This is a genomic window from Pseudomonas sivasensis (assembly GCF_013778505.1).
In the GTDB taxonomy this organism is placed as follows: Bacteria; Pseudomonadota; Gammaproteobacteria; order Pseudomonadales; family Pseudomonadaceae; genus Aquipseudomonas; species Aquipseudomonas sivasensis.
Genome location: NZ_JAAOWU010000029.1, coordinates 17,576 through 41,617, shown reverse-complemented (window position 1 = coordinate 41,617; position 24,042 = coordinate 17,576). Strand labels below are relative to the sequence as shown.

General features: G+C 59.4%; 18 protein-coding genes and 1 pseudogene. 12 read left to right on the top strand and 7 right to left on the bottom strand.

Going from position 1 to position 24,042, the window contains the following annotated elements:
- Positions 1 to 1,197: MFS transporter (locus tag G9Q84_RS27970; RefSeq protein ID WP_181644446.1), on the bottom strand; the 1,197-nt coding region annotated here is incomplete at its 3' end.
- A gap of 317 nt (positions 1,198 to 1,514) precedes the next feature.
- Between G9Q84_RS27970 and G9Q84_RS27965 the strand changes: the two genes are divergently transcribed.
- The 3 genes from G9Q84_RS27965 to G9Q84_RS27955 are packed head-to-tail and all read left to right on the top strand — an operon-like array spanning position 1,515 to position 4,143.
- On the top strand, positions 1,515 to 2,954 hold the full coding sequence (locus tag G9Q84_RS27965; RefSeq protein WP_032884659.1) for a cytochrome ubiquinol oxidase subunit I: 1,440 nt from the start codon (positions 1,515 to 1,517) through the stop codon (positions 2,952 to 2,954).
- 1 nt (position 2,955) lies between these two features.
- Complete coding sequence (cydB, locus tag G9Q84_RS27960) at positions 2,956 to 3,963, top strand: cytochrome d ubiquinol oxidase subunit II (protein WP_032884660.1); 1,008 nt, start codon at positions 2,956 to 2,958, stop codon at positions 3,961 to 3,963.
- Positions 3,964 to 3,975: 12 nt separating this feature from the next.
- Positions 3,976 to 4,143, top strand: a complete 168-nt coding sequence (locus tag G9Q84_RS27955; protein ID WP_081797589.1) for a DUF2474 domain-containing protein — start codon at positions 3,976 to 3,978, stop codon at positions 4,141 to 4,143.
- A gap of 69 nt (positions 4,144 to 4,212) precedes the next feature.
- Here G9Q84_RS27955 and G9Q84_RS27950 read toward each other — a convergent pair whose 3' ends face one another.
- Positions 4,213 to 5,337 (bottom strand): methyltransferase, encoded by a 1,125-nt coding sequence (locus G9Q84_RS27950; protein ID WP_032884661.1) that lies wholly within the window; start codon positions 5,335 to 5,337, stop codon positions 4,213 to 4,215.
- Between the two features lie 156 nt (positions 5,338 to 5,493).
- Positions 5,494 to 6,204 carry a helix-turn-helix transcriptional regulator gene (locus tag G9Q84_RS27945; protein ID WP_181644445.1) on the bottom strand — a complete coding sequence of 237 codons (711 nt, stop codon included), beginning with the start codon at positions 6,202 to 6,204 and terminating at the stop codon, positions 5,494 to 5,496.
- 371 nt (positions 6,205 to 6,575) lie between these two features.
- Between G9Q84_RS27945 and G9Q84_RS27940 the strand changes: the two genes are divergently transcribed.
- Entirely contained in the window at positions 6,576 to 7,352 is a 777-nt protein-coding gene (locus tag G9Q84_RS27940; RefSeq protein WP_095186240.1) for a ferredoxin--NADP reductase, read from the top strand.
- A gap of 46 nt (positions 7,353 to 7,398) precedes the next feature.
- On the opposite strand, the gene mscL is transcribed toward G9Q84_RS27940, so the two are convergent.
- A complete protein-coding gene (gene mscL, locus G9Q84_RS27935) occupies positions 7,399 to 7,815 on the bottom strand; it encodes a large-conductance mechanosensitive channel protein MscL (protein WP_032884664.1) in 417 nt (138 codons plus the stop codon).
- Positions 7,816 to 8,102: 287 nt separating this feature from the next.
- Here mscL and katB point away from each other — a divergent pair, with 287 nt between their 5' ends.
- From katB to G9Q84_RS27915, 4 genes are read left to right on the top strand one after another with little or no spacing between them, the layout of a single operon-like run.
- Positions 8,103 to 9,644 carry a catalase KatB gene (gene katB, locus G9Q84_RS27930; protein ID WP_032884665.1) on the top strand — a complete coding sequence of 514 codons (1,542 nt, stop codon included), beginning with the start codon at positions 8,103 to 8,105 and terminating at the stop codon, positions 9,642 to 9,644.
- A gap of 55 nt (positions 9,645 to 9,699) precedes the next feature.
- Positions 9,700 to 10,239 carry an ankyrin repeat domain-containing protein gene (locus G9Q84_RS27925; protein ID WP_122755981.1) on the top strand — a complete coding sequence of 180 codons (540 nt, stop codon included), beginning with the start codon at positions 9,700 to 9,702 and terminating at the stop codon, positions 10,237 to 10,239.
- A gap of 35 nt (positions 10,240 to 10,274) precedes the next feature.
- Positions 10,275 to 11,642, top strand: coding sequence for a DNA repair protein RadA (gene radA, locus G9Q84_RS27920; RefSeq protein ID WP_181644444.1), 1,368 nt, complete (start codon positions 10,275 to 10,277; stop codon positions 11,640 to 11,642).
- A 16-nt stretch (positions 11,643 to 11,658) separates the two neighbouring features.
- Positions 11,659 to 12,384, top strand: a complete 726-nt coding sequence (locus tag G9Q84_RS27915; RefSeq protein ID WP_181644443.1) for a hypothetical protein — start codon at positions 11,659 to 11,661, stop codon at positions 12,382 to 12,384.
- A 4-nt stretch (positions 12,385 to 12,388) separates the two neighbouring features.
- Here the strand turns inward: G9Q84_RS27915 and G9Q84_RS27910 are convergent, their stop codons facing one another.
- Positions 12,389 to 12,757, bottom strand: coding sequence for a PilZ domain-containing protein (locus G9Q84_RS27910; protein ID WP_095186241.1), 369 nt, complete (start codon positions 12,755 to 12,757; stop codon positions 12,389 to 12,391).
- Between the two features lie 174 nt (positions 12,758 to 12,931).
- Here G9Q84_RS27910 and G9Q84_RS27905 point away from each other — a divergent pair, with 174 nt between their 5' ends.
- The 3 genes from G9Q84_RS27905 to yjiA all read left to right on the top strand — a co-directional run bounded on the left by G9Q84_RS27905 (position 12,932) and on the right by yjiA (position 16,319).
- Positions 12,932 to 14,998: a carbon starvation CstA family protein gene (locus tag G9Q84_RS27905; protein ID WP_032884672.1), complete on the top strand. Its 2,067-nt coding sequence runs from the start codon at positions 12,932 to 12,934 to the stop codon at positions 14,996 to 14,998.
- 15 nt (positions 14,999 to 15,013) lie between these two features.
- The gene (locus G9Q84_RS27900; RefSeq protein ID WP_003176208.1) at positions 15,014 to 15,211 is read left to right on the top strand and encodes a YbdD/YjiX family protein; all 198 of its coding nucleotides are present in this window, start codon (positions 15,014 to 15,016) and stop codon (positions 15,209 to 15,211) included.
- A 148-nt stretch (positions 15,212 to 15,359) separates the two neighbouring features.
- Positions 15,360 to 16,319: a GTPase gene (yjiA, locus tag G9Q84_RS27895; protein ID WP_181644442.1), complete on the top strand. Its 960-nt coding sequence runs from the start codon at positions 15,360 to 15,362 to the stop codon at positions 16,317 to 16,319.
- A gap of 185 nt (positions 16,320 to 16,504) precedes the next feature.
- On the opposite strand, the gene glyA is transcribed toward yjiA, so the two are convergent.
- Both glyA and G9Q84_RS27885 read right to left on the bottom strand, forming a co-directional pair.
- Positions 16,505 to 17,758: a serine hydroxymethyltransferase gene (gene glyA, locus G9Q84_RS27890; protein WP_032884674.1), complete on the bottom strand. Its 1,254-nt coding sequence runs from the start codon at positions 17,756 to 17,758 to the stop codon at positions 16,505 to 16,507.
- 220 nt (positions 17,759 to 17,978) lie between these two features.
- Positions 17,979 to 21,830: pseudogene (locus G9Q84_RS27885) on the bottom strand (sensor domain-containing protein).
- Between the two features lie 285 nt (positions 21,831 to 22,115).
- Here G9Q84_RS27885 and ettA point away from each other — a divergent pair.
- The gene (gene ettA / locus G9Q84_RS27880) at positions 22,116 to 23,780 is read left to right on the top strand and encodes an energy-dependent translational throttle protein EttA (RefSeq protein WP_032884676.1); all 1,665 of its coding nucleotides are present in this window, start codon (positions 22,116 to 22,118) and stop codon (positions 23,778 to 23,780) included.
- Positions 23,781 to 24,042 lie beyond the last annotated feature (262 nt).

Here is a 24,042-nt window from a genome sequence, read left to right as displayed (position 1 = left end):
ATTCGCCAGTGTCGGGAACAGTTTTATCCACACTCCGGTTACCACCAGCGTACCGATTCCGCCCATGACCACGGCGGGCACGGTGCCGAACCAGTGCGCAGTGATACCGGACTCGAACTCGCCTAACTGGTTGGACGCGCCGATAAACAGCCCGTTGACCGCACTGACCCGGCCGCGCATTTCATCCGGCGTCTCCAACTGCACGAAGGAGGCGCGAATGACCATGCTGATCATGTCCGCCGCGCCCAGCACCACCAGCACTGCCAGGGAAAACCAGAACGAGGTGGACAGGCCGAAAGCAATGGTCGCCACGCCGAACACGCCGACAGCGGTGAACATTACCCTGCCAACTTTGCGGTCCACCGAAAAGCGCGCCAGCCACAACGACATCAACAGTGCGCCCACCGCCGGTGCCGAACGCAACAGGCCCAGGCCCCAGGCGCCGGTCAGCAGGATGTCCTTGGCGAACACCGGCAGCAACGCGGTGGCGCCGCCCAGCAGCACGGCGAACAGGTCCAGGGAAATAGCGCCGAGGATGTCCGGGCGGCTGCGGATAAAACGGATGCCGGCCAGCAGCGAATCCAGGGTGGCCTTGCCTTTGTTCAGCGGGGTCTGGCGGGCGGGCAGGTTGAGGGTCAGCACGCAGGCGATGATGTACAGCACCACCGTGGGGCCATACACCCAGACGCTGCCGAACGCATAAAGCAAACCGCCGAGCGCCGGGGCGACGATGGTGGCCAGTTGCTGGGCCGACTGTGAAGACGCCACCGCACGCGGGAACAGCGCACTGGGCACGATGCTCGGCAGCAGCGCCTGGGTGGTGGGCAATTCAAACGAGCGCGCGGCACCGAGCAGGAAGGCGAGGATAAAAATCATCTCGCGGGTCACGTTGCCGGTCAGGCCGCCGATGGCCAGGGACAGGGCAATCAGCGCCTGTACGGTCTGGCAGATGGCTGCGACTTTGCGCCGCTCGTAGCGGTCGGCCACGTGTCCGGTGTGCAGCATGAACAGCACCCGTGGCACGAACTCCACCAACCCGACCAGACCCAAGTCCAGCACATTGCCGGTCAGTTGGTACAGGTTCCAGCCGATGGCCACGGTGAGCATCTGGAAGCCGCTGGCAGTGAAAATCCGTGCCAGCCAGAACGCGATGAAAGGGCGGTGATGACGCAACAGCAACACGGGTTCACTAGGCATCGGGAATTCGGGTCGAGGCGAGAGGGAGCCGCGAGATTAGCATTAAGTTGTAACAGATAGTTGCTAGAGCTGGGCTGAGGCAGTCTGTCACGCGGCAAAAGACCACATAACTGGACACAGAAAATGGGACTACTCTTTCAGTAATGCTTGATCCAGATCAAAACCTCCGTGGGGATTGATCTGGCGGCCGCAAGGCCAGAATCCCTACGTGGCTGGTAAAAAAAGAAACGAATTGAAATTCGCCACACTCCATATCCGTGGGGGCAGTGGGTGCAGGCTTCCGCCAGCAGCCGGTATTACCTGACAGAGGAAGACTTATGTTCGGTTTGGAGGCGCTAGATCTCGCCCGAATTCAATTCGCGTTCACCATCTCGTTCCACATCCTGTTCCCGGCGATCACCATCGGCCTGGCCAGTTACCTCGCGGTGCTGGAAGGCTTGTGGCTCAAGACCCACAACGACACCTACCGCGACCTCTACCATTTCTGGTCGAAGATCTTTGCGGTCAACTTCGGCATGGGCGTGGTCTCGGGCCTGGTCATGGCGTATCAGTTCGGCACCAACTGGAGTCGCTTCTCGGACTTTGCCGGCGCCGTCACCGGGCCGCTTCTTACCTACGAAGTGCTCACCGCCTTCTTCCTTGAGGCCGGTTTCCTTGGGGTGATGTTGTTCGGCTGGAACAAGGTCGGGCGCAAGCTGCACTTCTTCTCCACCGTGATGGTGGCCGTGGGCACGTTGATCTCAACCTTCTGGATTCTGTCGTCCAACAGCTGGATGCAGACGCCACAAGGCTTTGAAATCATCGATGGCCGGGTGATTCCAACCGACTGGTTCGCCGTTGTCTTCAACCCATCGTTCCCTTACCGCTTGGCGCACATGGCCACAGCGGCCTTTGTTGCCACGGCCTTCTTTGTCGGTTCCTCGGCAGCGTGGCACTTGCTGCGCGGCAAGGACAACCCGGCGATCCGCACAATGCTCTCGATGGCGATGTGGATGGCGCTGATCGTGGCGCCTATCCAGGCGGTGATCGGTGACTTCCACGGCCTCAACACCCTGAAGCATCAGCCGGCAAAAATCGCGGCGATTGAGGGCCACTGGGAAAACAAAGGCAATGAGCCGACCCCGCTGATTCTGTTTGGCTGGCCCGACATGAAGGCCGAAAAAACCAAATACGCGGTGGAAATTCCTTACCTGGGCAGCCTGATCCTGACCCACTCCCTGGACAAACAAGTGCCAGCGCTCAAGGAGTTTCCGCCTGAAGACCGTCCCAATTCGACCATCGTGTTCTGGTCGTTCCGGGTCATGGTCGGCCTGGGTTTCCTGATGATCTTCACCGGTCTGTTCAGCCTGTGGCTGCGTCGCGGCGACAAGATGTACACGTCCAAGCCGTTCCTGTACCTGGCGCTGTGGATGGGCCCGTCCGGCCTGATCGCGATTCTTGCCGGTTGGTTCACCACCGAAATCGGCCGCCAGCCGTGGGTGGTCTACGGGTTGATGCGCACGGCGGATGCTTCATCCGGGCATAGCCTGGCGCAGATGACGATTACCCTGGTGTTGTTCGTGGTGGTGTACTTCGCGCTGTTCGGCGCCGGGTTGGGCTACATGATGCGCCTGGTACGCAAAGGCCCTGTGACCCACGAAAGTACTGAACCGACCCACGGTGGCCCTGGCCAGAAACGCACACCGGCCCGTCCGTTGTCGGCTGCCGATGACGGCAACGATGACGACCACGTCGACATCCAGCACAAGGGGCATTGAGATGGGTATTGATCTTCCGCTGATCTGGGCCGTGATCATCATCTTCGGCATCATGATGTACGTCGTGATGGACGGCTTCGACCTCGGCATTGGCATCCTCTTCCCGTTTATTCCGGGCAAAGTCGACCGCGACGTGATGATGAACACCGTCGCCCCGGTTTGGGACGGTAACGAGACCTGGCTGGTACTCGGTGGCGCAGCGTTGTTTGGCGCCTTCCCGCTGGCCTATTCGGTGGTGTTGTCGGCGCTGTACCTGCCGCTGATCCTGATGCTGATCGGGCTGATCTTCCGTGGCGTGGCCTTCGAGTTCCGTTTCAAGGCCAAGGACCACAAGCGCCACCTGTGGGACAAGGCGTTTATCGGCGGTTCGCTGACGGCCACGTTCTTCCAGGGCGTAGCGTTGGGGGCGTTTATCGACGGGATTCCGGTGGTGGACCGCCAGTTTGCCGGTGGCTCACTGGACTGGCTCACACCGTTCACGATGTTCTGCGGCGTGGCGCTGATCGTGGCCTATGCCTTGCTCGGCTGCACCTGGTTGATCATGAAAACCGAAGGCCCGTTGCAGGAGAAGATGCACAACCTGGCGCGGCCCTTGGCATTCGTTGTGTTGGCGGTGATTGGCATCGTCAGTATCTGGACGCCGCTGGCGCACCCGGAAATCGCGACGCGCTGGTTCACCCTGCCGAACCTGTTCTGGTTCCTGCCGGTGCCGATCCTGGTGCTGGTGACCATGTACGGGTTGATCCGCGCGGTCGCGCGTAATGCCCACTACACGCCGTTCCTGTTGACGCTGGTGTTGATTTTCCTCGGCTACAGCGGCCTTGGGATCAGCCTGTGGCCGAACATCATTCCGCCTTCCGTATCGATCTGGGACGCGGCCGCACCGCCGCAAAGCCAGGGTTTCATGCTGGTGGGTACGCTGTTCATCATCCCGTTCATCCTGGGCTACACCTTCTGGAGCTACTACGTGTTCCGCGGCAAGGTCACCCACGAAGACGGCTATCACTAGGAGGGTTGTGGCATGTCCGGCAAACCTACGTTGCACGAAATTGAAGAGGGCGAGAAACAGCCGTTGTGGCGGCGTCTGGGGTGGCTGGCGATGATCTGGACCGGCAGTGTGCTGGCGCTGTTCGTCGTGGCCAGCCTGATGCGCATGTTCATGAATGCGGCCGGCCTGACCACCCACTGACATCCCGATCCGGGCTTTGCGGCCCGGTTTTCAAGCCCTGCTTTTTCGTTTGGAGAGGCAGGGCTTTTTTTATTTGCGCGCTTTGAGGATGACGAATTTCGGCGTGGCGGCCACTTGCTCGACACCGCGGAACAGTCGCGCCAATTTGCTGTGATAACCCAGGTGGCGGTTTCCGACTATATAAAGCGCGCCGCCCACCACCAGCGCTTCCCGCGCTTGCTGGAACATGCGCCAGGCGAGGAAGTCGCCGACCACTTGTTGTTGGTGGAACGGTGGGTTGCACAGCACCACATCCAGAGAGTCCGAGGCCTGGCCGGCCAGGCCATCGGCAGCACGCACGGTCACCTCCCGTTCGCCGAGGGCGGCTTGCCAGTTCTCAAGGGCTGATTGCACGGCCATGTACGACTCGTCGAGCAAGGTGTAATGGGCGTCCGGGTTTTGCAGCGCGCTGGCAATCGCCAGCACGCCGTTGCCGCAGCCCAGGTCCGCGACGCGCGCACTGCCCAGGCCTTTGGGCAGGTGCGGCAGGAAGGCGCGGGTGCCGATGTCCAGGCCTTCACGGCAGAACACGTTGGCGTGGTTGAGCAGTTCGATAGCGGGTGTTTCAAGCTGATAGCGCGTTGGGTAGGGCGAGACTGCCGCGGGGCGATCTTCCAGAGTGGCAATCAGCAACCGTGCCTTCTTTACCGCAAGGGAGGCGTGCATCGGCCCGATGTAACGCTCCAGCAACTCACCGGCCGCACGGGGCAGGTGCTTGACCATCGCCCCGGCGATGACCTCTGCGCCCGGTGCCAGTTGGCCTTGCAGGCGGATCAGCTGTTCTTCCAGCAGTGCCAGGGTTTTGGGTACGCGGATCAGAACTCGGTCAAAGGGGCCGGTCGGCACTTGGTGGGCAGGCACGAAAGTCACGCCATCAAACGCCTTGCCATTGCGTACCAGGTTTTTCTCCAGGCCCTGGGCGGCGAGAAACGAGTCGCCGCTGGAGGTGACCTGCATCTGGCCTTCAAGACTGGCCGCCAAGGCACCGAAACTATCATTGAGTACCAGCACGCGTGTCGCTGCACTCGGCTGTTGTCCGGCCAGGTGGCTGAGCAGGTATTCGTCGGCCGCATCGAAGGCTTGCAGCGGATCGTTATGTTGCTCTGGCTGGCGGATCAGATCGAGCTGGGCGAAGGGGCTGTCGAGCAGGGGCATGGCGGGGGAGGCTCTGGGTAATCGATGGGCGGCGGCAGTGACCTGCGCAACCGTCTGAGTGAACTACAGGCGGGCCCCCAAGGGGCCCTGCACTCAGAATTGGGCGTAAATGTTACTTTTTTTCTACGGGGATTACATGCGGTGTTTCAAGGGCGGTTAAAACAGCCCTGCTTTCGAGGCACAGAGCACGGCGGCGATCTTGTTGTTGACCCCCAGCTTTTTGAAGCAACTGCAGATGTGAAAGCCCACGGTACGTTCGGAAAGGCACAGGATGGTGGCAATGTCTGCGGCAGTTTTGCCCATGGCTGACCATTTGAGGATTTCGGTCTCGCGCGAGGTCAATTTTTTCGCAGGGTTGATACTGGGGCTGGCCGCGTAAGTCTGCGCCACGGCCGCATGCATCGCATGGCAAAGCCACAGGACCTGGCCAGCTTTTTCGTAGAGCTCTTCCGGAGTCACGGCACCTTTACTGCGACCCAGGGTAAGCATGCTGAACACACCCTGGAAATCATGCACTGCTTGGGTCCAACCCAAATGCACACCAAACGACTGAGCCAAAGACCATAAGTTGGGTGAGTCTTTAAACGTTTTTTCCTCCCAGGCGATGGGTAATACAGAGCGTTTGCAATGTGTTACCACAGGATCCACTTCAAAGAAGTGCGCTTGGTTGTAAAGATTGTTCCACTCATCTGGATAGTTATTGAAGCGAACGGGCTTCGTTCGATTGTTGGGTAGGTGTGAACTCATCGTAAAGGAACAGTATTGAAAGCCGAGTGCGAAGGTGTGGTTGAGGGCTATCTCGAAAAGAGTGGTGGCCTCGCTTTCACCTTCCAGTTTGGGAAGACGTGTATTACGCCAGTTAACCATTGGTAACTCTCCATGTGGGGTCTGCATGACATGGGATACCTCCTGAACTCCCAAATGCACGGGAATGAGTGTAGGACATTACTTACGGTGCAAGAGGAAAATTTCGCTCTTGAACGCAGGGGGTTTAAGAAGATTTTTTAAGGACGGCAAAAGGTGTGTAACGGCGCTTAGTTGGTTTTTTTCGATTTTTTAGTGAGTTGAATGATCAACTTAGAGTGGGCTTGTAGCTAGAGCAGAGGGACTAATAGCCAATGGGTTGGACTGCCACTAAATTGCCACTAATTAGGGGCTGCGCGATGCCACTACAAACCACCGGTGTTTCCGTGCGCGACTTTGAGGGACACTAGGGCACCTGTAGAACGGAGCCCCCCATGACGGCCAGTGCTGAGAAATTTACCCGCCAGACCTTGCTCGATGTGCAATCGCTGACCCCCAGCCTGTTTACGCTGCGAACCACTCGCGACCCTGGGTTCCGTTTTACTGCGGGTCAGTTCGTGCGTCTGGGCGTGACCAAGGCGGACGGCACTACGGTGTGGCGCGCTTACTCGATAGTTTCCTCGCCGTTTGATGAGCACTTGGACTTCTTCTCGATTGTGGTCCCTGGAGGCGAGTTCACCAGCGAGCTGAGCCGCCTGCGCGTGGGCGATACCTTGATGGTGGAACGCCAGGCTACGGGGTTCCTGACCTTGAACCGGTTCGTCGATGGCCGTGACTTGTGGATGTTGGCGACAGGGACCGGAGTCGCGCCGTTTTTGTCGATCCTGCAGGACTTCGAAGTCTGGGAGAAATTCGAGCGGATCGTGCTGGTGTACAGCGCGCGGGAAGCCAAGGAACTGGCCTATCAGTCGCTGATCAAGGAACTGGGTGAGCGTGAGTACCTTGCCGAGTACGCGCACAAACTGACTTACATTCCACTCGTTACCCGCGAGCACCATCCAGGCGCATTGAGCGGGCGCATTACTACCTCGATTGAAAACGGTGAGCTGGAGCGCGCAGCGGGCGTAGAGCTGAGCCCGGAGCATTCCCGCGTGCTGATTTGCGGCAACCCGCAGATGGTTGATGACACCCGCCAGTTGCTCAAGCAGCGTGACATGCAACTGAGCCTGAGCCGCAGGCCTGGGCAGGTGGCGGTGGAAAACTACTGGTAATAAAAAAGGCGCCTCAAGCAGGCGCCTTTTTTTAAGCCGATCCGGGTTAAAGCGGCTTGTCGTTCTGTGCCTTGAGCAGATCGCGGATCTCCCCCAGCAGCAGTTCTTCCTTGGTCGGCGTCGGCGGCAGGCTAGGTGCTACGGCCTCTTCGCGCTTGAGGCGGTTGATGGCCTTCACGCCCATGAAGATCGCAAAGGCGACGATGACAAAATCGATCACGCTCTGGATGAACTTGCCGTAGGCCAGCACGACGGCGGGAACATCGCCTTGGGCCGCCTTGAGGGTGACCGCCAGGTCACCAAAGTCCACACCACCGATCAACAGACCAATGGGCGGCATCACCACGTCGCCGACAAACGAGGAAACAATTTTGCCGAAGGCTGCGCCGATGATGATACCGACGGCCATGTCGACCACATTACCTTTGACCGCGAAGGCCTTGAACTCACTGATCACGCTCATAGGTTATTCCTTGTTACAGATGAGAAGGGTGAAGCACAGTGTAAGTCAGTCGTATAGGGCTTGTGCGACACAACTGTTAATACTGTTAATTTTAATCGACACATTAAAACGCAAATAGTTTGCAAAGTGCCACCAATCGCGCGCGAAATACTCGCTGTTTCAGTGGGTTACCACATTAATTTCTTAATCGCCCTGGTGGGGTTTTTCTATTTATCTTCTGACTCCCAGGTCACTAGCCTCTGGCAAGCACAACTGAATGTGCACTAAAAAAACCAGAGGAAACCTCGATGAACAACCCAATGAGCCGCAGTCCAGTGCTGGCGCGACATGCGCTGTTGCTGGCGACTGCCAGTCTGCTTTCTCTTTCGGTGCAAGCCGCCAACCTGACGCGAGATAACGGCGCGGCCGTCGGCGACAACCAGAATTCGCAAACCGCAGGCGCCAATGGCCCGGTGCTGCTGCAAGACGTGCAGCTCATTCAGAAGTTGCAGCGCTTCGACCGCGAACGCATTCCGGAGCGCGTGGTGCACGCCCGGGGTACCGGCGCCCACGGCACGTTTACGGTGACAGATAACCTTAGCGACCTGACCAAGGCCAAAGTTTTCGCCGCTGGCGAAGCCACCCCGGTATTTGTGCGATTCTCGGCTGTCGTTCACGGCAACCACTCCCCGGAAACCCTGCGTGACCCGCGCGGTTTTGCCACCAAGTTCTACACCGCTGACGGTAACTGGGACTTGGTCGGCAATAACTTCCCAACTTTCTTTATTCGTGACGCCATCAAGTTCCCGGACATGGTGCATGCGTTCAAGCCGGATCCGCGCACGAACTTGGATGACGACTCCCGTCGCTTTGACTTCTTCTCACATGTACCCGAGGCCACGCGCACGCTGACCGAGTTGTATTCGGACTCTGGCACGCCCGCCAGTTATCGGGAAATGGACGGTAATGGCGTACATGCCTACAAATTGATTAATACCAAAGGCGAAGTCCATTACGTCAAGTTCCACTGGAAGAGCCTGCAAGGCATTAAGAACCTTGATCCAAAGCAAGTCACCGAAGTGCAAGGTCGTGATTACAGCCATATGACTAACGACTTGGTCACCCATATCAACAAAGGCGACTTCCCCAAGTGGGACTTGTATGTGCAAGTGCTCAAGCCCGAAGACTTGGCCAAGTTTGAGTTCGATCCGTTGGACGCCACCAAGATCTGGCCGAACGTGCCTGAGCGCAAAGTTGGGCAGATGGTGCTGAACCGCAATCCGGCGAACGTGTTCCAGGAAACCGAGCAAGTCGCCATGGCCCCGGCCAACCTTGTGCCCGGCATCGAGCCGTCGGAAGACCGCCTGCTGCAAGGCCGGGTGTTTTCCTACGCCGACACCCAAATGTACCGCCTGGGTGCCAATGCACTGCAACTGCCGATCAATGCCCCACGGGTCACCGTCAACAACGGTAACCAGGACGGCGCGATGAACTTCGGCAAGACCACCAGCGGCGTGAACTACCAGCCAAGCCGCCTGGAAAACCGCGAAGAGCCGCAAACCGCGCGCTACAGCCAGACGGCACTGTCTGGTAGCACCCAGCAGGCGAAGATTCAGCGCGAGCAGAACTTCAAGCAGGCCGGTGATCTGTATCGCTCATACACCAAAAAAGAGCAGCAGGACTTGATCGACAACTTCGGCGGCTCACTGGCCACCACGGATGACGAGAGCAAGCACATCATCCTCTCGTTCCTCTACAAAGCGGACCCGGCATACGGCACCGGCGTGGCCAAGGTCGCGAAGGGTGACCTGGCCCGCGTCAAGGCGCTGGCTGAAAAATTGACTGACTGACATTGGTGACGGTCGACGCGCCGGTTGGGGCGTCGACCCATGGCAGGAGAAACCCATGCGTATTTCTATCGGTTTGCTGATGGCCATGCTGGCCTTTGTCGCCCATGCCGAATCCCCCGAACCGGCAGCACTCAAGGCACAGTTGCAGGATTATTACTTCGACGCCGCCCGCCGTGGCGACCTCGATATGCTCAACACCTTTATTGAGTCTGGCTACAGCCTCAACACCCAGGACGAAAAGGGCTACACCGCGTTGATCCTCGCCGCCTATCACGGCCAGGGCCGGTTTGTGGAGCGTTTGCTCAGTGCCGGTGCCGACCCCTGTGTACAGGACAAACGTGGCAACACCGCGCTGATGGGCGCGATCTTCAAAGGCGAGCTGAACATTGCCCAGCGCCTGCTGGCCACCGATTGCAACCCCGACCAACGCAACGGCGCCGGGCAGACGGCCGCGATGTATGCAGGCCTGTTCAAGCGCGTCGAATTGCTTGATGAATTGAAAGCCAAAGGCGCTGACCTCAACGCCGAAGACCCGATCGGCAACAGTGCTTCGCGATTGGCCAGCGGTGAAATCCGGACCCCGGCGCCGCGCTGAGCTATCATCGCGGTTTTTCGGTTGGAGGTTCTCAAATGGCAAAGGCCAAGCGCATGTACGGCTGCATGGAGTGCGGCGCGACCTTTCCCAAGTGGGCCGGCCAGTGCGGCGAATGCGGTGCGTGGAACACCCTGACCGAAACCATGATCGAAAGCGGCGGCGCTGCGGCGCCCACGGGCCGCGCCGGCTGGACCGGGCAGCAGGCGCAGATCAAGACCCTGGCCGAAGTCAGCGTCGAAGAAATCCCGCGTTTCTCCACCGCCTCAGGTGAACTGGACCGTGTGCTGGGCGGCGGCCTGGTGGACGGCTCGGTGGTGCTGATCGGCGGCGACCCTGGCATCGGTAAATCGACCATCCTCCTGCAAACCCTGTGCAGCATCGCCAGCCGCATGCCGGCGTTATATGTGACCGGTGAAGAATCCCAGCAACAAGTGGCCATGCGCGCACGCCGTCTTGGCTTGCCTCAGGATCAGTTGCGGGTCATGACCGAGACTTGCATCGAAAGCATCATCGCCACGGCCCGTATCGAAAAGCCAAAGGTGATGGTGATCGACTCGATCCAGACGATTTTCACCGAGCAGTTGCAATCGGCGCCGGGTGGTGTGTCCCAGGTGCGCGAAAGTGCAGCGCTACTGGTGCGGTATGCCAAGCAGAGCGGCACGGCGATCTTCCTGGTCGGCCACGTGACCAAAGAAGGCGCGCTGGCCGGGCCGCGAGTGTTGGAGCATATGGTCGACACCGTGCTGTATTTCGAAGGCGAGTCCGATGGTCGACTGCGCTTGCTGCGGGCGGTGAAAAACCGTTTCGGCGCAGTGAACGAACTGGGTGTATTCGCCATGACTGACCGGGGACTGAAAGAAGTCTCCAACCCTTCGGCGATTTTTCTGACCCGTGCCCAGGAAGAAGTCCCAGGTAGTGTGGTGATGGCGACGTGGGAAGGCACCCGACCGATGTTGGTGGAAGTCCAGGCATTGGTGGATGACAGCCATTTGGCCAACCCGCGCCGGGTCACGCTGGGGCTGGATCAGAACCGCCTGGCGATGTTGCTGGCGGTGTTACACCGTCATGGCGGCATTCCGACCCACGATCAGGATGTGTTCCTCAACGTGGTGGGTGGGGTCAAGGTGCTGGAGACCGCATCCGACCTGGCCTTGATGGCGGCGGTGATGTCCAGCTTGCGTAACCGGCCTCTGCCGCACGACCTCTTGGTATTTGGGGAGGTCGGCCTGTCCGGCGAAGTGCGTCCGGTGCCGAGCGGTCAGGAGCGCTTGAAGGAAGCGGCCAAGCACGGCTTCAAACGCGCGATTGTGCCCAAGGGCAACGCGCCGAAGGAAATGCCGCCAGGATTGCAGGTGATTGGGGTCACGCGCCTGGAACAGGCACTGGATGCACTTTTCGAATAATTCAGGGATGGACGCGATGCAACGATCGAATCACTGGGGTGTAGTCGCCCTGTTTATCGCCTTGGCCAGCTTGCCCGCCATGGCCTGGGCGGAGCTGCCAACGGGCTATCGCCTGGCGCAAACGCTGGCGACGCCAGACGGCAGTGTGCTGCAGGTGCTCGAAGACCAGCGCATCAGCCCCCAACTGCACAAGGACAGTTGGGGCAGTGGGCTGGATGAAGACTCGTTCGACGAGCCCGGCGATTTGGTCGACAACCCGCTGCTCGAAGCCCAGGTGCGGTGGGTATCGGCCTCTGGCGAGGTGATAGCTCACGAAGACCTCGGCTACCCCTTGGCCGAGGTCAAGAAAGCCCCGCTCAAAGGGCTGCCCGAGCCTGTGTATTTTTTGACCATCGATCAGACCGCCCCCATGGGTAGCTACAGCGGGCCTGCCACGCAGTTGCTGCTGCCCGGCAAGCAGCAACTCAAGCCGTTGAGTTACCAGGGCGCGGACGGCAAAGTCCAGGCGCTGACCCTGGCTCATACCGGCAAGGCTGCGTGGATGATCGCAACGCCAGCCAACGGCGGCGCGGATGAACTGCTGCAGGTGTCATCATTTATGGACGGCGACGGTGAGGATGACTTTGCCACCCGTTATCAGACCTATCGGTTTGTCGACGGGCAGTGGCACGGGGCCTCAAGTCAGAAGAAAGGTTACTGGGACATGGAAAGTGATTTTCCCGCACGTAGTGCGTTCCCCTGAGCCATCACACTTCCAGCAGCGCGCCCAGCTCTCGCTCCAGCTCCTCCTGATCGCCCAGGTTCAACTCGATCAGCCGCCGCAAGTGGCTGATCGAGTCCAGGTCGATGTCTGTGCACACAAACCCCAGTTGACCCGCTGCTTCGTGGGTTAGCCGTACTTGCATCTTTATATGCGCCTTGGGATCCAGGCGTATGTCGACCGCGAACGGCAGCGCCTTATTTCCCTTCCACTCTTCAGGCCGTTGCACCAACAGGCCCTTAAGCGATAAATCCACCAATTGCACTGGCCATTCGTTGCCGTTTTGCCGAAGTTCGGTCTTGGCATCAAAGGCAATCCGGCGAAAACGGCGACGATCAGACGCTTGCTCGGTCATGGTGAAACCCTCTGTGGATAAAAGGATTGTAGCCCTGCGCCATCATTGGGCCGTTTTTTCTGGTTTTTTCTTCGTTGCAAGGCTCTAGACCAACGTAGGGGGGTGGCCTTTAAGGCCAACAGCGCTAAACTCCGAACGGCTGTCCTTTCTGTCCACCCTGGCTGGAATATAAAAATGAAAAATAATAATAGCCTGCTACGCCATCTACCCTGGCTGGTGCTGGCAATCGTAGGAGCGTGCGCCCTGGGCGTAGTGGCCTTGCGCCGAGGCGAGGCGATCAACGCCTTGTGGATTGTGGTCGCTGCAGTGGCCATCTACCTGGTTGCTTATCGCTACTACAGCCTGTTCATCGCTAACAACGTGATGCAACTCGATCCACGGCGGGCTACCCCCGCAGTGATCAACAACGACGGTCTGGACTATGTGCCGACCAACAAACACATCCTTTTCGGTCACCACTTTGCGGCCATTGCCGGTGCGGGCCCGCTGGTCGGTCCGGTACTGGCGGCGCAAATGGGCTACTTGCCCGGCACGCTCTGGCTGATTGCCGGCGTGGTGCTGGCCGGCGCGGTCCAGGACTTCATGGTTCTGTTCCTGTCGACCCGTCGCAACGGCCGTTCCCTGGGGGACATGGTTCGTGAAGAGATGGGCCGTATTCCGGGGACCATCGCGCTGTTCGGCTGCTTCCTGATCATGATCATCATCCTCGCGGTGCTGGCGCTGATCGTGGTCAAGGCCCTGGCCGAGAGCCCATGGGGCATCTTCACGGTGATGGCGACCATCCCGATCGCGATGTTCATGGGCATCTACATGCGCTACATCCGCCCGGGCCGCATTGGTGAAATTTCGATCATCGGCGTGTTGTTGCTGCTCGGCTCGATCTGGCTGGGCGGGCAAATTGCCGCTGATCCGGTCTGGGCCAAGGCTTTCACGTTCACTGGGATCCAGATCACCTGGATGCTGATCGGTTATGGTTTTGTCGCGGCGGTACTGCCGGTGTGGCTGATCCTGGCGCCGCGTGACTACCTCTCAACCTTCCTGAAAATCGGCACCATCATCGCCTTGGCAATCGGCATCCTGGTCACCATGCCAGACCTGAAAATGCCGGCCCTGACCCAGTTCATCGACGGCACCGGCCCAGTGTGGAAGGGCGGCCTGTTCCCGTTCCTGTTCATCACCATCGCCTGTGGCGCGGTCTCGGGTTTCCATGCGCTGATCTCCTCGGGCACCACGCCCAAGTTGCTGGCCAATGAAAGCCACGCCCGCTACATCGGTTACGGCGGCATGTTGATGGAGTCGTTCGTCGCCATCATGGCCATGGTTGCCGCTTCGGTGATCGAGCCTGGCGTCTACTTCGCTATGAACAGCCCAGCCGCCGTAGTCGGCAGCGATGTGGTTACCGTGGCACAAACCGTCAGCAGCTGGGGTTTTGCAATTACCCCTGAGGCACTGTCGGCCGTGGCCCATGACATCGGTGAAACCACCATCCTGGCCCGCGCCGGCGGTGCACCGACGTTGGCGGTAGGTATCGCGCAGATCCTGCACAGCGTACTGCCGGGTGAAAACACCATGGCGTTCTGGTACCACTTTGCGATCCTGTTCGAAGCGCTGTTCATTCTGACGGCTGTTGACGCAGGTACCCGAGCTGGTCGCTTCATGCTGCAAGACTTGCTTGGCTCCTTCGTGCCGGCGCTCAAACGCACCGAATCCTGGACCGCCAACCTGATCGCGACCGCCGGTTGCGTGGCGATGTGGGGTTATCTGCTGTACCAAGGCGTGATCGACCCACTGGGCGGTATCAACACCTTGTGGCCGCTGTTCGGTATCTCCAACCAGATGCTGGCCGGTATCGCGCTGATGCTCGCCACCGTCGTGCTGATCAAAATGAAACGCCAGCGCTACATCTGGGTGACCATGCTGCCGGCGGTATGGCTGCTGATCTGCACCACCACCGCAGGCTTCATCAAGCTGTTCGACGCCAACCCGGCGATTGGCTTCCTGTCGCTGGCCAAGAAGTACAGTGACGCGCTGGCTAACGGTCAGATCCTGGCCCCGGCCAAGAGCATCGACCAGATGCAGCACGTGATCTGGAACGCCTACACCAACGCAACGCTGACGGCGCTGTTTCTGTTCGTGGTGTTCAGCATCCTGTTCTATGCGCTCAAGGTTGGCGTCGCCGCCTGGGGCAACAAAGAGCGTACGGATAAAGAAGCCCCGTTCCAGGCAGTACCCGACGCATAACCGAGGATTGCAAACATGTTCAATGACATCAGTCGCCTCGGTAAATACCTCGGTCAGGCCGCGCGTTTGATGGTCGGCATGCCCGACTACGACACGTACGTCGAGCATATGCAAACCAAGCACCCAGACAAGCCGATGATGGACTACAAGGCGTTCTTCCGGGAACGTCAGGAGGCCCGATACGGCGGCAAGGGTGGGCCCAAGTGCTGCTGACCCGTTAGTTCGGGCTGGTGGTGATCTACTGTGGGAGGGGGCTTGCCCCCGATACTGGTGTGTCAGTGACAGATAAGTGCCTGACACACTGCTATCGGGGGCAAGCCCCCTCCCACATTTGTTTCAGTGTTCCTTCAAGGAGAATTTTTTGTCCTCTCCCATTCCAGTGACCGTACTCAGCGGCTTTCTGGGCGCCGGCAAGACCACCTTGCTGCGCCATCTGCTCAAGGCCGAACACGGCTTGAAAATCGCCGTGATCGAAAACGAATTCAGCGATGCCGGTATCGACACCCAGTTGTTGGGCGAAGAACCGGTGCAAGTCATGACCCTGTCCAACGGCTGCGTGTGCTGCACCATCCACACCGACCTCACCAAGGCTCTCTATCTGCTGCTTGAGCGCCTGGACAGCGGCGAGATCGCCTTCGATCGCCTGGTGATCGAGTGCACCGGCCTGGCCGATCCGGCGCCGGTGGCCCAAACCTTTTTCATCGATGAAGAACTGCGCGAGCGCTACATCCTCGACGGCATCATCACCCTGGTGGACGCGGCCCACGCCGAGCACCACCTGACCCAGACCATCGCCCAGGCCCAGATCGGTTTTGCCGATCGCCTGCTGGTGAGCAAGCGTGATCTGGTGGACGACGCCACCTTCGAGGCGCTGAGTGATCGCCTCACCCGCATCAACCGCCGCGCGCCGATTCGTGTGGTCGAGCACGGCAAGATTGATTTGGCTGAACTGCTCGATGTCCGCGGCTTCAACCTAAACGCCGGCATGAGCCTGCGCCCGGTGAGCAAGTCGCCGTCCATCGACCGTATTTCCAGCCTGGTGCTGCGCACCGACCAGCCGCTGGATATCGACCGCCTCAGCGAGTTTATGAATGAGCTGTTGGAAGACCACGGCAAGCAACTGCTGCGCTACAAGGGCGTGCTGAACATTGCCGGCGAAGACCGCCGCATGGTGTTTCAGGGCGTGCTGAAGCTCTACGGGTTCGATTGGGACACCGAATGGGCCGAGGGGGAAGCGCGGGAGAGTGTGATCGTGTTTATTGCCGATGAATTGCCGGAAGACAAAATCCGCGAAGGCTTTGCCAAAGTCTACCAACCCTGATGTGTAATGCAGTCAACTGTGGGAGGGGGCTTGCTCCCGATGACGGTGGATCAGTAAACCCATATGTGACCGATACACTGCCATCGGGAGCAAGCCCCCTCCCACACTTGATCTCATTTCAAGTTGGACACCAGGCATAAAAAAGCCCGGCTTAAGAGCCGGGCTTTTTATTCAAGCAACTGCAATCAAGCGCCGTATACCGGCAGTTTTTTGCAGATGGCCTTGACCTTCTCACGGACCGCGTCGATCACGGCTTCGTTGTTCAGGTCTGCCAGGATGTCGCAGATCCAGCCGGCCAGTTCCTTGCACTCTGCTTCTTTAAAGCCACGAGTGGTCACAGCCGGGGTGCCGAAGCGCAGGCCCGAGGTGACGAACGGAGAGCGTGGGTCGTTCGGTACCGAGTTCTTGTTCACGGTGATGAAGGCTTTGCCCAGGGCAGCGTCAGCATCTTTGCCGGAAATGTCCTGCTTGATCAGCGACAGCAGGAACAGGTGGTTTTCAGTACCGCCGGACACTACGTCAAAGCCGCGCTCGATAAACACGCTGGCCATGGTCTGGGCGTTCTTGACCACTTGTTGCTGGTAGGTCTTGAACTCAGGCTGCAGTGCTTCCTTGAAGCAGATCGCTTTGGCGGCGATCACGTGCTCCAGCGGGCCACCCTGGGCGCCTGGGAATACAGCGGAGTTCAGCTTCTTCTCGATCTCGGCGTTGGCGCGAGCCAGGATCAGGCCGCCACGTGGACCGCGCAGGGTCTTGTGGGTGGTGGTGGTTACCACATCAGCGAATGGAACCGGGTTCGGGTAGACGCCCGCGGCGACCAGACCGGCCACGTGAGCCATGTCCACGAACAGGTAGGCGCCAACCTTGTCGGCGATTTCACGGAAGCGTGGGAAGTCCAGGATCTGCGAGTAGGCAGAGAAACCGGCCACGATCATTTTTGGCTTGTGTTCAACCGCCAGGCGCTCAACTTCGTCGTAGTCGATCAGGCCGTTGGCATCGATACCGTATTGAACGGCGTTGTACAGCTTGCCGGAGGAGGAAACGCTGGCGCCGTGGGTCAGGTGACCGCCGTGTGCCAGGCTCATGCCCAGAATGGTGTCGCCGCCTTGCAGCAGGGCCAGGTACACGGCGCTGTTGGCTTGGGAGCCGGCGTGTGGCTGGACGTTGGCGTAATCGGCGCCGAACAGTTCTTTTGCACGGTCGATGGCCAGTTGCTCAACCACGTCGACGTACTCGCAACCGCCGTAGTAGCGCTTGCCTGGGTAGCCTTCGGCGTACTTGTTGGTCAGAACCGAACCTTGAGCCTCCATGACCGCAGGGCTGGTGTAGTTTTCCGAAGCGATCAGCTCGATGTGCTCTTCCTGGCGCACGGCTTCTTGCTCCATGGCGGCGAAGAGATCGGCGTCGTACTTGGCAATGGTCAAATCACGGCTGAACATGGCGGTCCTCAAGGATCGGGGGCAGAAAAGGAGGGCATTCTAACCCAATGGGTTTTAGATGGCATATGAAAGGACATCAAGTCGCGGACAAGTGGGATTCACTTAGGGATGAGCGGTGTCATTGCCGGCCTAATCGGGGGTAAGTCCCCCCACATTTGAAACGCATTCCCCTGTGGGAGGGGCTTGCCCCCGATGAGGCCAGTGGCTTCACCACAAACCATCAGTCGAACATGAAGAGGGCATCATTGCTGAACTGCGCCTCGAACCGATTCGCCGGCATCGGTCGTCCGAACAGATAACCCTGCACCTCATCGCAGCCATGCTCGCGCAGGAAATCCAACTGCTCATGGGTTTCCACGCCCTCGGCGATTACCGCCAGGTTGAGGCTGTGGGCCATGGCAATAATCGCCCGGGCGATCTGCGCGTCCTGTTCGCCGGACGGCAGGCCATCGACGAAGGTGCGGTCGATTTTCAACACATCGATGGGGAACTGCTTGAGGTAGTTGAGCGATGAATAGCCCGTGCCAAAATCGTCCACCGCAATGCTCAGGCCCAGGTTTTTCAGGCTGTCGAGGATGTGCAGGGCTTCGTTGACTTCGCGCATCAGGATACTTTCGGTCAGCTCCAGCTCCAGGCACGCCGGCGGCAGGCCTGTGTCTTTGAGGATGGTGGCAATGCGGGTGCCCAGTTGGCCGTCGGAGAACTGCCGCGCCGAGATGTTCACCGAGACTTTCGGCACGCGCACCTTGTTTTGATGCCAGGTCTTGAGCTGGCGGCAGGCTTCGCTGATCACCCAGTCGCCCACGTCCACCACCAGGCCCAACTCTTCCAGCACCGGAATAAAGTCCCCCGGCGGCACCAGCCCGCGACGCGGATGGCGCCAGCGCAGCAGGGCTTCGGCGCCGGTCAGGCGTTTGCCATCACCGCTGAACTGCGGCTGCTAATAAAGCACGAATTCGTTCTGCTCCAGGGCGTGGCGCAGGTCGCTTTCCAGCTCCAGGCGTTCCAGGGCGCTGGCGTTCATGTCGGCCTGGTAGAACTGGAAGTTGTTCTTGCCGCGTTCCTTGGCGTGATACATGGCGGTGTCGGCGTTTTTCATCAGTTGGCTCAGCTCGTTGCCGTCCTGAGGGCTTAGGGCGATGCCGATACTGGCGGTCACAAAGAACTCGCGGCCTTCCAGCACAAAGGGTTTCACCAGGCTGGCGAGGATCTGTTCGGCCACGTGAATCGCGCGGTTCAGCGCCATTTCACGGCTGACCCGTGGTTGCAGGAGCAAGGTGAATTCGTCACCGCCCATGCGCGCGACAGTGTCGTCTTCGGCCACGCAGCCGAGCAGGCGAGTGGCCATTTCCTTGAGCATGCGGTCGCCGGCGGCGTGGCCAAGGGAGTCGTTGATCGGCTTGAAGCGGTCAAGGTCGAGGAACATCAGCACCACCCACGACTTCTGCCGCTCGGCAGACTGCAACGCGGTGTGAAGGCGGTCTTGGAACAGTGTGCGGTTGGGCAGGTGGGTCAGGGCGTCGTAATACGCCAGGCGGTGAATACGCTGCTCGCTGGCCTTGCGCTCGCTGATATCACTGAAGAAGCATACGTAACTGGCGAGGTCGCCTTCGTCGTCGAACACGGCGGTGATGCCGACCCACGCCGGGTAGTGCTCGCCGTTGCGGCGCTTGAGCCACACTTCGCCTTCCCAGGTGCTGTGCTGGTGCAATTGCTTGAGTACGTAGCGCAGGTGGGCTTCCTGCTGTTCATCCACGGTCAGCATGTTCGGCAACTGGTCGAGTACGTCCGCCACTTCGTAGCCGCTGACTCGGCTGAATGCCTCGTTGGCCTGCACGATATAGCCCGCCGGGTCAGTGATCAGGATCGCCGAGGTGGAATGCTCAAATACCGTGGCCGCCATGCGCAGGTCTTTCTCGGCGCGGCGTTGTTGGCTGATATCGCGGCCGACGCCCAGAATGCCCTCGAAGGCGCCATGCTCGTCCCACACCAGTACTAGGCGCAGTTCGATCGGCACTTTACGCCCGTCGGCGCGGAGGCAGTCAAACAGGAACAGCTGGGTCTGCACTTCATCGCGCAGCTTATTGAGCGCATCGGTGTCGCCCAGCGCACGGCTGACCTGTTCCATCAGGCTGTAAATACCCGCCAATTGCGCTGGGTTGGCGATGATCGACTGCCAGCCATTCTTGAACACCCAGTCCACTTCATACCCCAGCACCGCACTGACCGACGGGCTGATGTAGTTGAGGGCCAGTTTGCTGTCGGTGGAGCAGATCACGTCACTGATGCTTTCGGCGAGCATGCGATAGCGCTGTTCGCTGTCGCGCAGGGATTCGCTGGCTTCGATCTGGTCGGTGATGTCCTTGGCGACGCCAATGATGCGGGTGACTTGGCTCGTTTTATCACGGGCCAGGGCCTGCTCACGAATATCAAAGCGCCGCCATTGGTTATTGCGATGGCGGAAGCGCAACTGGCAGTGCAACTGCGTCGCGTAGCCAGCCTGACGCTGTTGCTGGCGCAAATCGTGGTAATACTCGGCGTCTTCAGGGTGAAGCAGGATTTCCCAGAAGTACTCGCCCATTTGCTGCAGTTCGGCCTTTACGTAGCCGAGGGTTTGCCCCAAATGGTGGTTGCTGAAAATCATGCGCTGGCTGACCACGTCCTGCACATACAGGTGATCAGGCACGGTGCGCACCACGTCCGACCAGAAACTCTCACGCTCCACCAGCGACAGTTCGATCAGCTTGCGGCTGGTGATGTCGCTGATGCTGAGGATCACCGCCTTGAAATCGTCCTGCTGCTCCGGCAGGCGCATCACCAGCCACAGGTATTGCTCGTTGCCGAGCACATCCTTGAGCTGGATCTCCAGTTCAAGCTGGCTCTGCTGGGTCAGGACCGCTTCGAGTATTTGATGGCCGATGGACGTGCTGTTGCGTGGGCAATCATCGATCAGCCGCTCCCAAGCCTTCTCGCACGAGTCCACGTTGAGCAGGCGCACCGCCACTTGGTTGATCTCGGTGATGCGCAGCTCGGCGAGCAGTTGCCTGCATTCTTCAGGTTTGTTTTGCAGCCAGGCGTGAAGGTGTTCGCGGGTCTGCAAGTGCGCCTTGGCAAAAAACGCATTCAGGCCTGACAGGTCCAGGACGCACAGGGCGACGCCGGTACCTTCGAAAATATCCTGATAACGCCGCCGGCCTTCATGCACCTGGCGCTGGCGGCGACGCATATTCAGCAGCACGATTACGGGGATCAGCGAGAAGGCCAGGCCCAACAGGCATTTGCCGATAAACGCCGGCAGCAGTTGTTCCAGCACGGCTGCGCGGTCGAACATGCCGCGCAACTGCCAGTCGCTTTTGCTCAGGGGGGTGACCAGCACGCTTTTATTCAAGTCATCCGGGGTCAGGGCACTGGACCATTGCGCCGGCATGCCACTGTCACGGCTGACGACGCGGTGGTTCAGGCTGTTCTCGATGGCCCACATGGGGCGCTGGCCCTGACTGTCCTGGCGGGTCAGGTTGACCAAGTAGTTAGGTGCCAGGCGCAGCGCCCAGTACATTCTTGAGCCGCCGCTGGGCTGGTGCAGCAGCAGATAGATGATGGTGCCGTCTTCGTTATTGCTCAGGTAATACGGTTGGCCGTGGCTGCGCTGCACCAGTTCTTCCAGCCAGGCGCTGTCCTGGCTGTCGTTGGCGCTGTCACTGATCATCGCGCCGCTGGGCGCGAGCAGGGCGATACTGCGCAGTTCCGGCAGCGAGCGCTGCAGCGTGCGCGTCAGGGCCTGTTGCTGTTCAATGTCGCGCGGCGGCTCGACCATCGGTAGCAGGTTCAAGGCGATTTTTGCGCTCAGGGCCATGTTCAGGCTGATCTGCTCAGCCAGGTCGGCGCTGTAGTCGATGGTGTATTGCTGCTGGTTTTTCTGGTTTTGCTGCAGTTGGTCCAGCAGTTGCCAGAACAATAAGGCGAGCAGCATGAGGACGAGCGTCGCCAATGCGCCTTTGAGGGTGCCGTGCAGGGGAGCTCCCGGCGCTATATGAGCGGCGCGCAAGGGAGTTGGCGGCGTGACTTTGGACAAGCTGTGATCCTGCGGTTTGGCTGGACTGGCGCGCGACGTGCACTATAAGCCGGACGCCCGGAGGGCGGCTAGCATGCCTTGACTTGTGGCAAAGTGCCAGCCCTGCTTGGCTGGACTGACCAAGCGCATTGAGGTAGCTTTGCCGGTTACGCGGGGGCGTTCCAGCCCCAGATACTCAGGCTTTTTTCGCTCGCTGGCATTGATGATAGTCAACGGCCCGCGCGGCGCATGGCTTGGCACGGGCTTCGCCCGCTTAATTCATCAGTCACTGACGCTAGGTTCACCATGGCTCAATACGTCTTCACCATGCATCGGCTGGGAAAAGTTGTTCCGCCGAAGCGGGAAATCCTGAAAAATATTTCGCTGTCCTTCTTCCCCGGCGCCAAAATCGGCGTGCTCGGCCTCAACGGTTCGGGTAAGTCCACGCTGCTGAAAATCATGGCCGGCGTCGACACCGAGTTCGAGGGCGAAGCCCGCCCGATGCCGGAACTGAACATCGGTTACCTGCCGCAGGAACCAATCCTGGACCCAACCAAGACCGTGCGTGAAGTGGTTGAGGAAGCGGTCAGCGTGATCAAAAACGCCCAGGCGCGCCTGGACGAAGTCTACGCCGCCTACGCCGAGCCGGATGCCGACTTCGACAAGCTGGCCGCCGAACAGGCCAAGCTCGAAGCCATTCTGCAGGCCAGTGACGGTCATAACCTGGAACGCCAACTGGAAGTCGCCGCCGATGCGCTGCGCTTGCCGGCTTGGGATGCCAAGGTCGAATTCTTGTCCGGTGGTGAAAAGCGTCGTGTGGCCCTGTGCCGTCTGCTGCTGTCGGCCCCCGACATGCTGCTGCTCGACGAACCAACCAACCACTTGGACGCCGACTCCGTCGCCTGGCTGGAACATTTCCTTCACGATTTCCCGGGCACCGTGGTTGCGATCACGCACGACCGGTACTTCCTGGACAACGTGGCCGGCTGGATTCTTGAGCTCGACCGTGGCGCCGGTATCCCGTACGAGGGCAACTACTCCGGTTGGCTGGAAGCCAAGTCCGATCGTCTGGCCGCCGAATCCAAGCAGCAATCGGCCCATGAAAAAGCCATGAAGGAAGAACTGGAGTGGGTGCGCAAAGGCGCCAAGGCCCGCCAGTCCAAATCCAAGGCACGTCTGCAACGCTTCGAAGAAATGCAGTCCCAGGAATTCCAAAAGCGCAGCGAAACCAACGAGATCTATATCCCGGCCGGTCCGCGCCTGGGTGACAAGGTCATCGAATTCAAGAACGTTTCCAAAGGCTATGGCGACCGCGTGTTGATCGACAACCTGTCGTTCTCCATGCCAAAAGGCGCGATCGTCGGCGTTATCGGCGGTAACGGTGCGGGTAAATCCACCCTGTTCCGCATGCTGATGGGCAAGGAAACGCCGGATTCGGGCAGCATCGAGATCGGCGAAACCGTGCAACTGGCTTGTGTGGACCAGAGCCGTGATGACCTCGACGGCAGCAAGACCGTGTTCCAGCAAATCTCCGACGGCTCTGACCAGATTCGCATCGGCAACTATGAAATTCCGTCGCGCACCTATGTTGGCCGCTTCAACTTCAAGGGCGGCGATCAGCAGAAGTTCGTCAAGGACCTGTCCGGCGGTGAGCGCGGTCGCTTGCACCTGGCCCTGACCTTGAAAGAGGGCGGCAACGTGCTGCTGCTCGACGAACCGTCCAACGACCTCGACGTTGAAACCCTGCGTTCCCTGGAAGAAGCCCTGCTGGACTTCCCGGGCGCCGCTATTGTGATCTCTCACGATCGGTGGTTCCTTGACCGCGTCGCGACCCACATCCTGGCGTACGAAGACGACTCACAAGCGGTGTTCTTCGAAGGTAACTACACCGAGTACGAAGCGGACCGTAAAAAGCGTTTGGGCGAAGCTGCTGCCCAGCCGCACCGTGTACGGCACAAAAAACTGGCCTGATCCGGCTGGTTGAAAAAAGCGGGGCCCTCGGGCTCCGCTTTTTTTTGCGCTGGGGTTTTGCAGTGTTTTTGATGGCCCTATCGGGAGCAAGCCCCCTCCCACATTTGATTTGTGAACACATCCAAAATGTGGGAGGGGGCTTGCTCCCGATAGCTATTTCCCGACTGGTGCACAACCTGGTTTTGAGATCCCCTTTTAAGTGCGAAAAACCCCTGTTTCCTGTGTTTATTTATATCCAATGCACCATTTAAATTCACAAAAG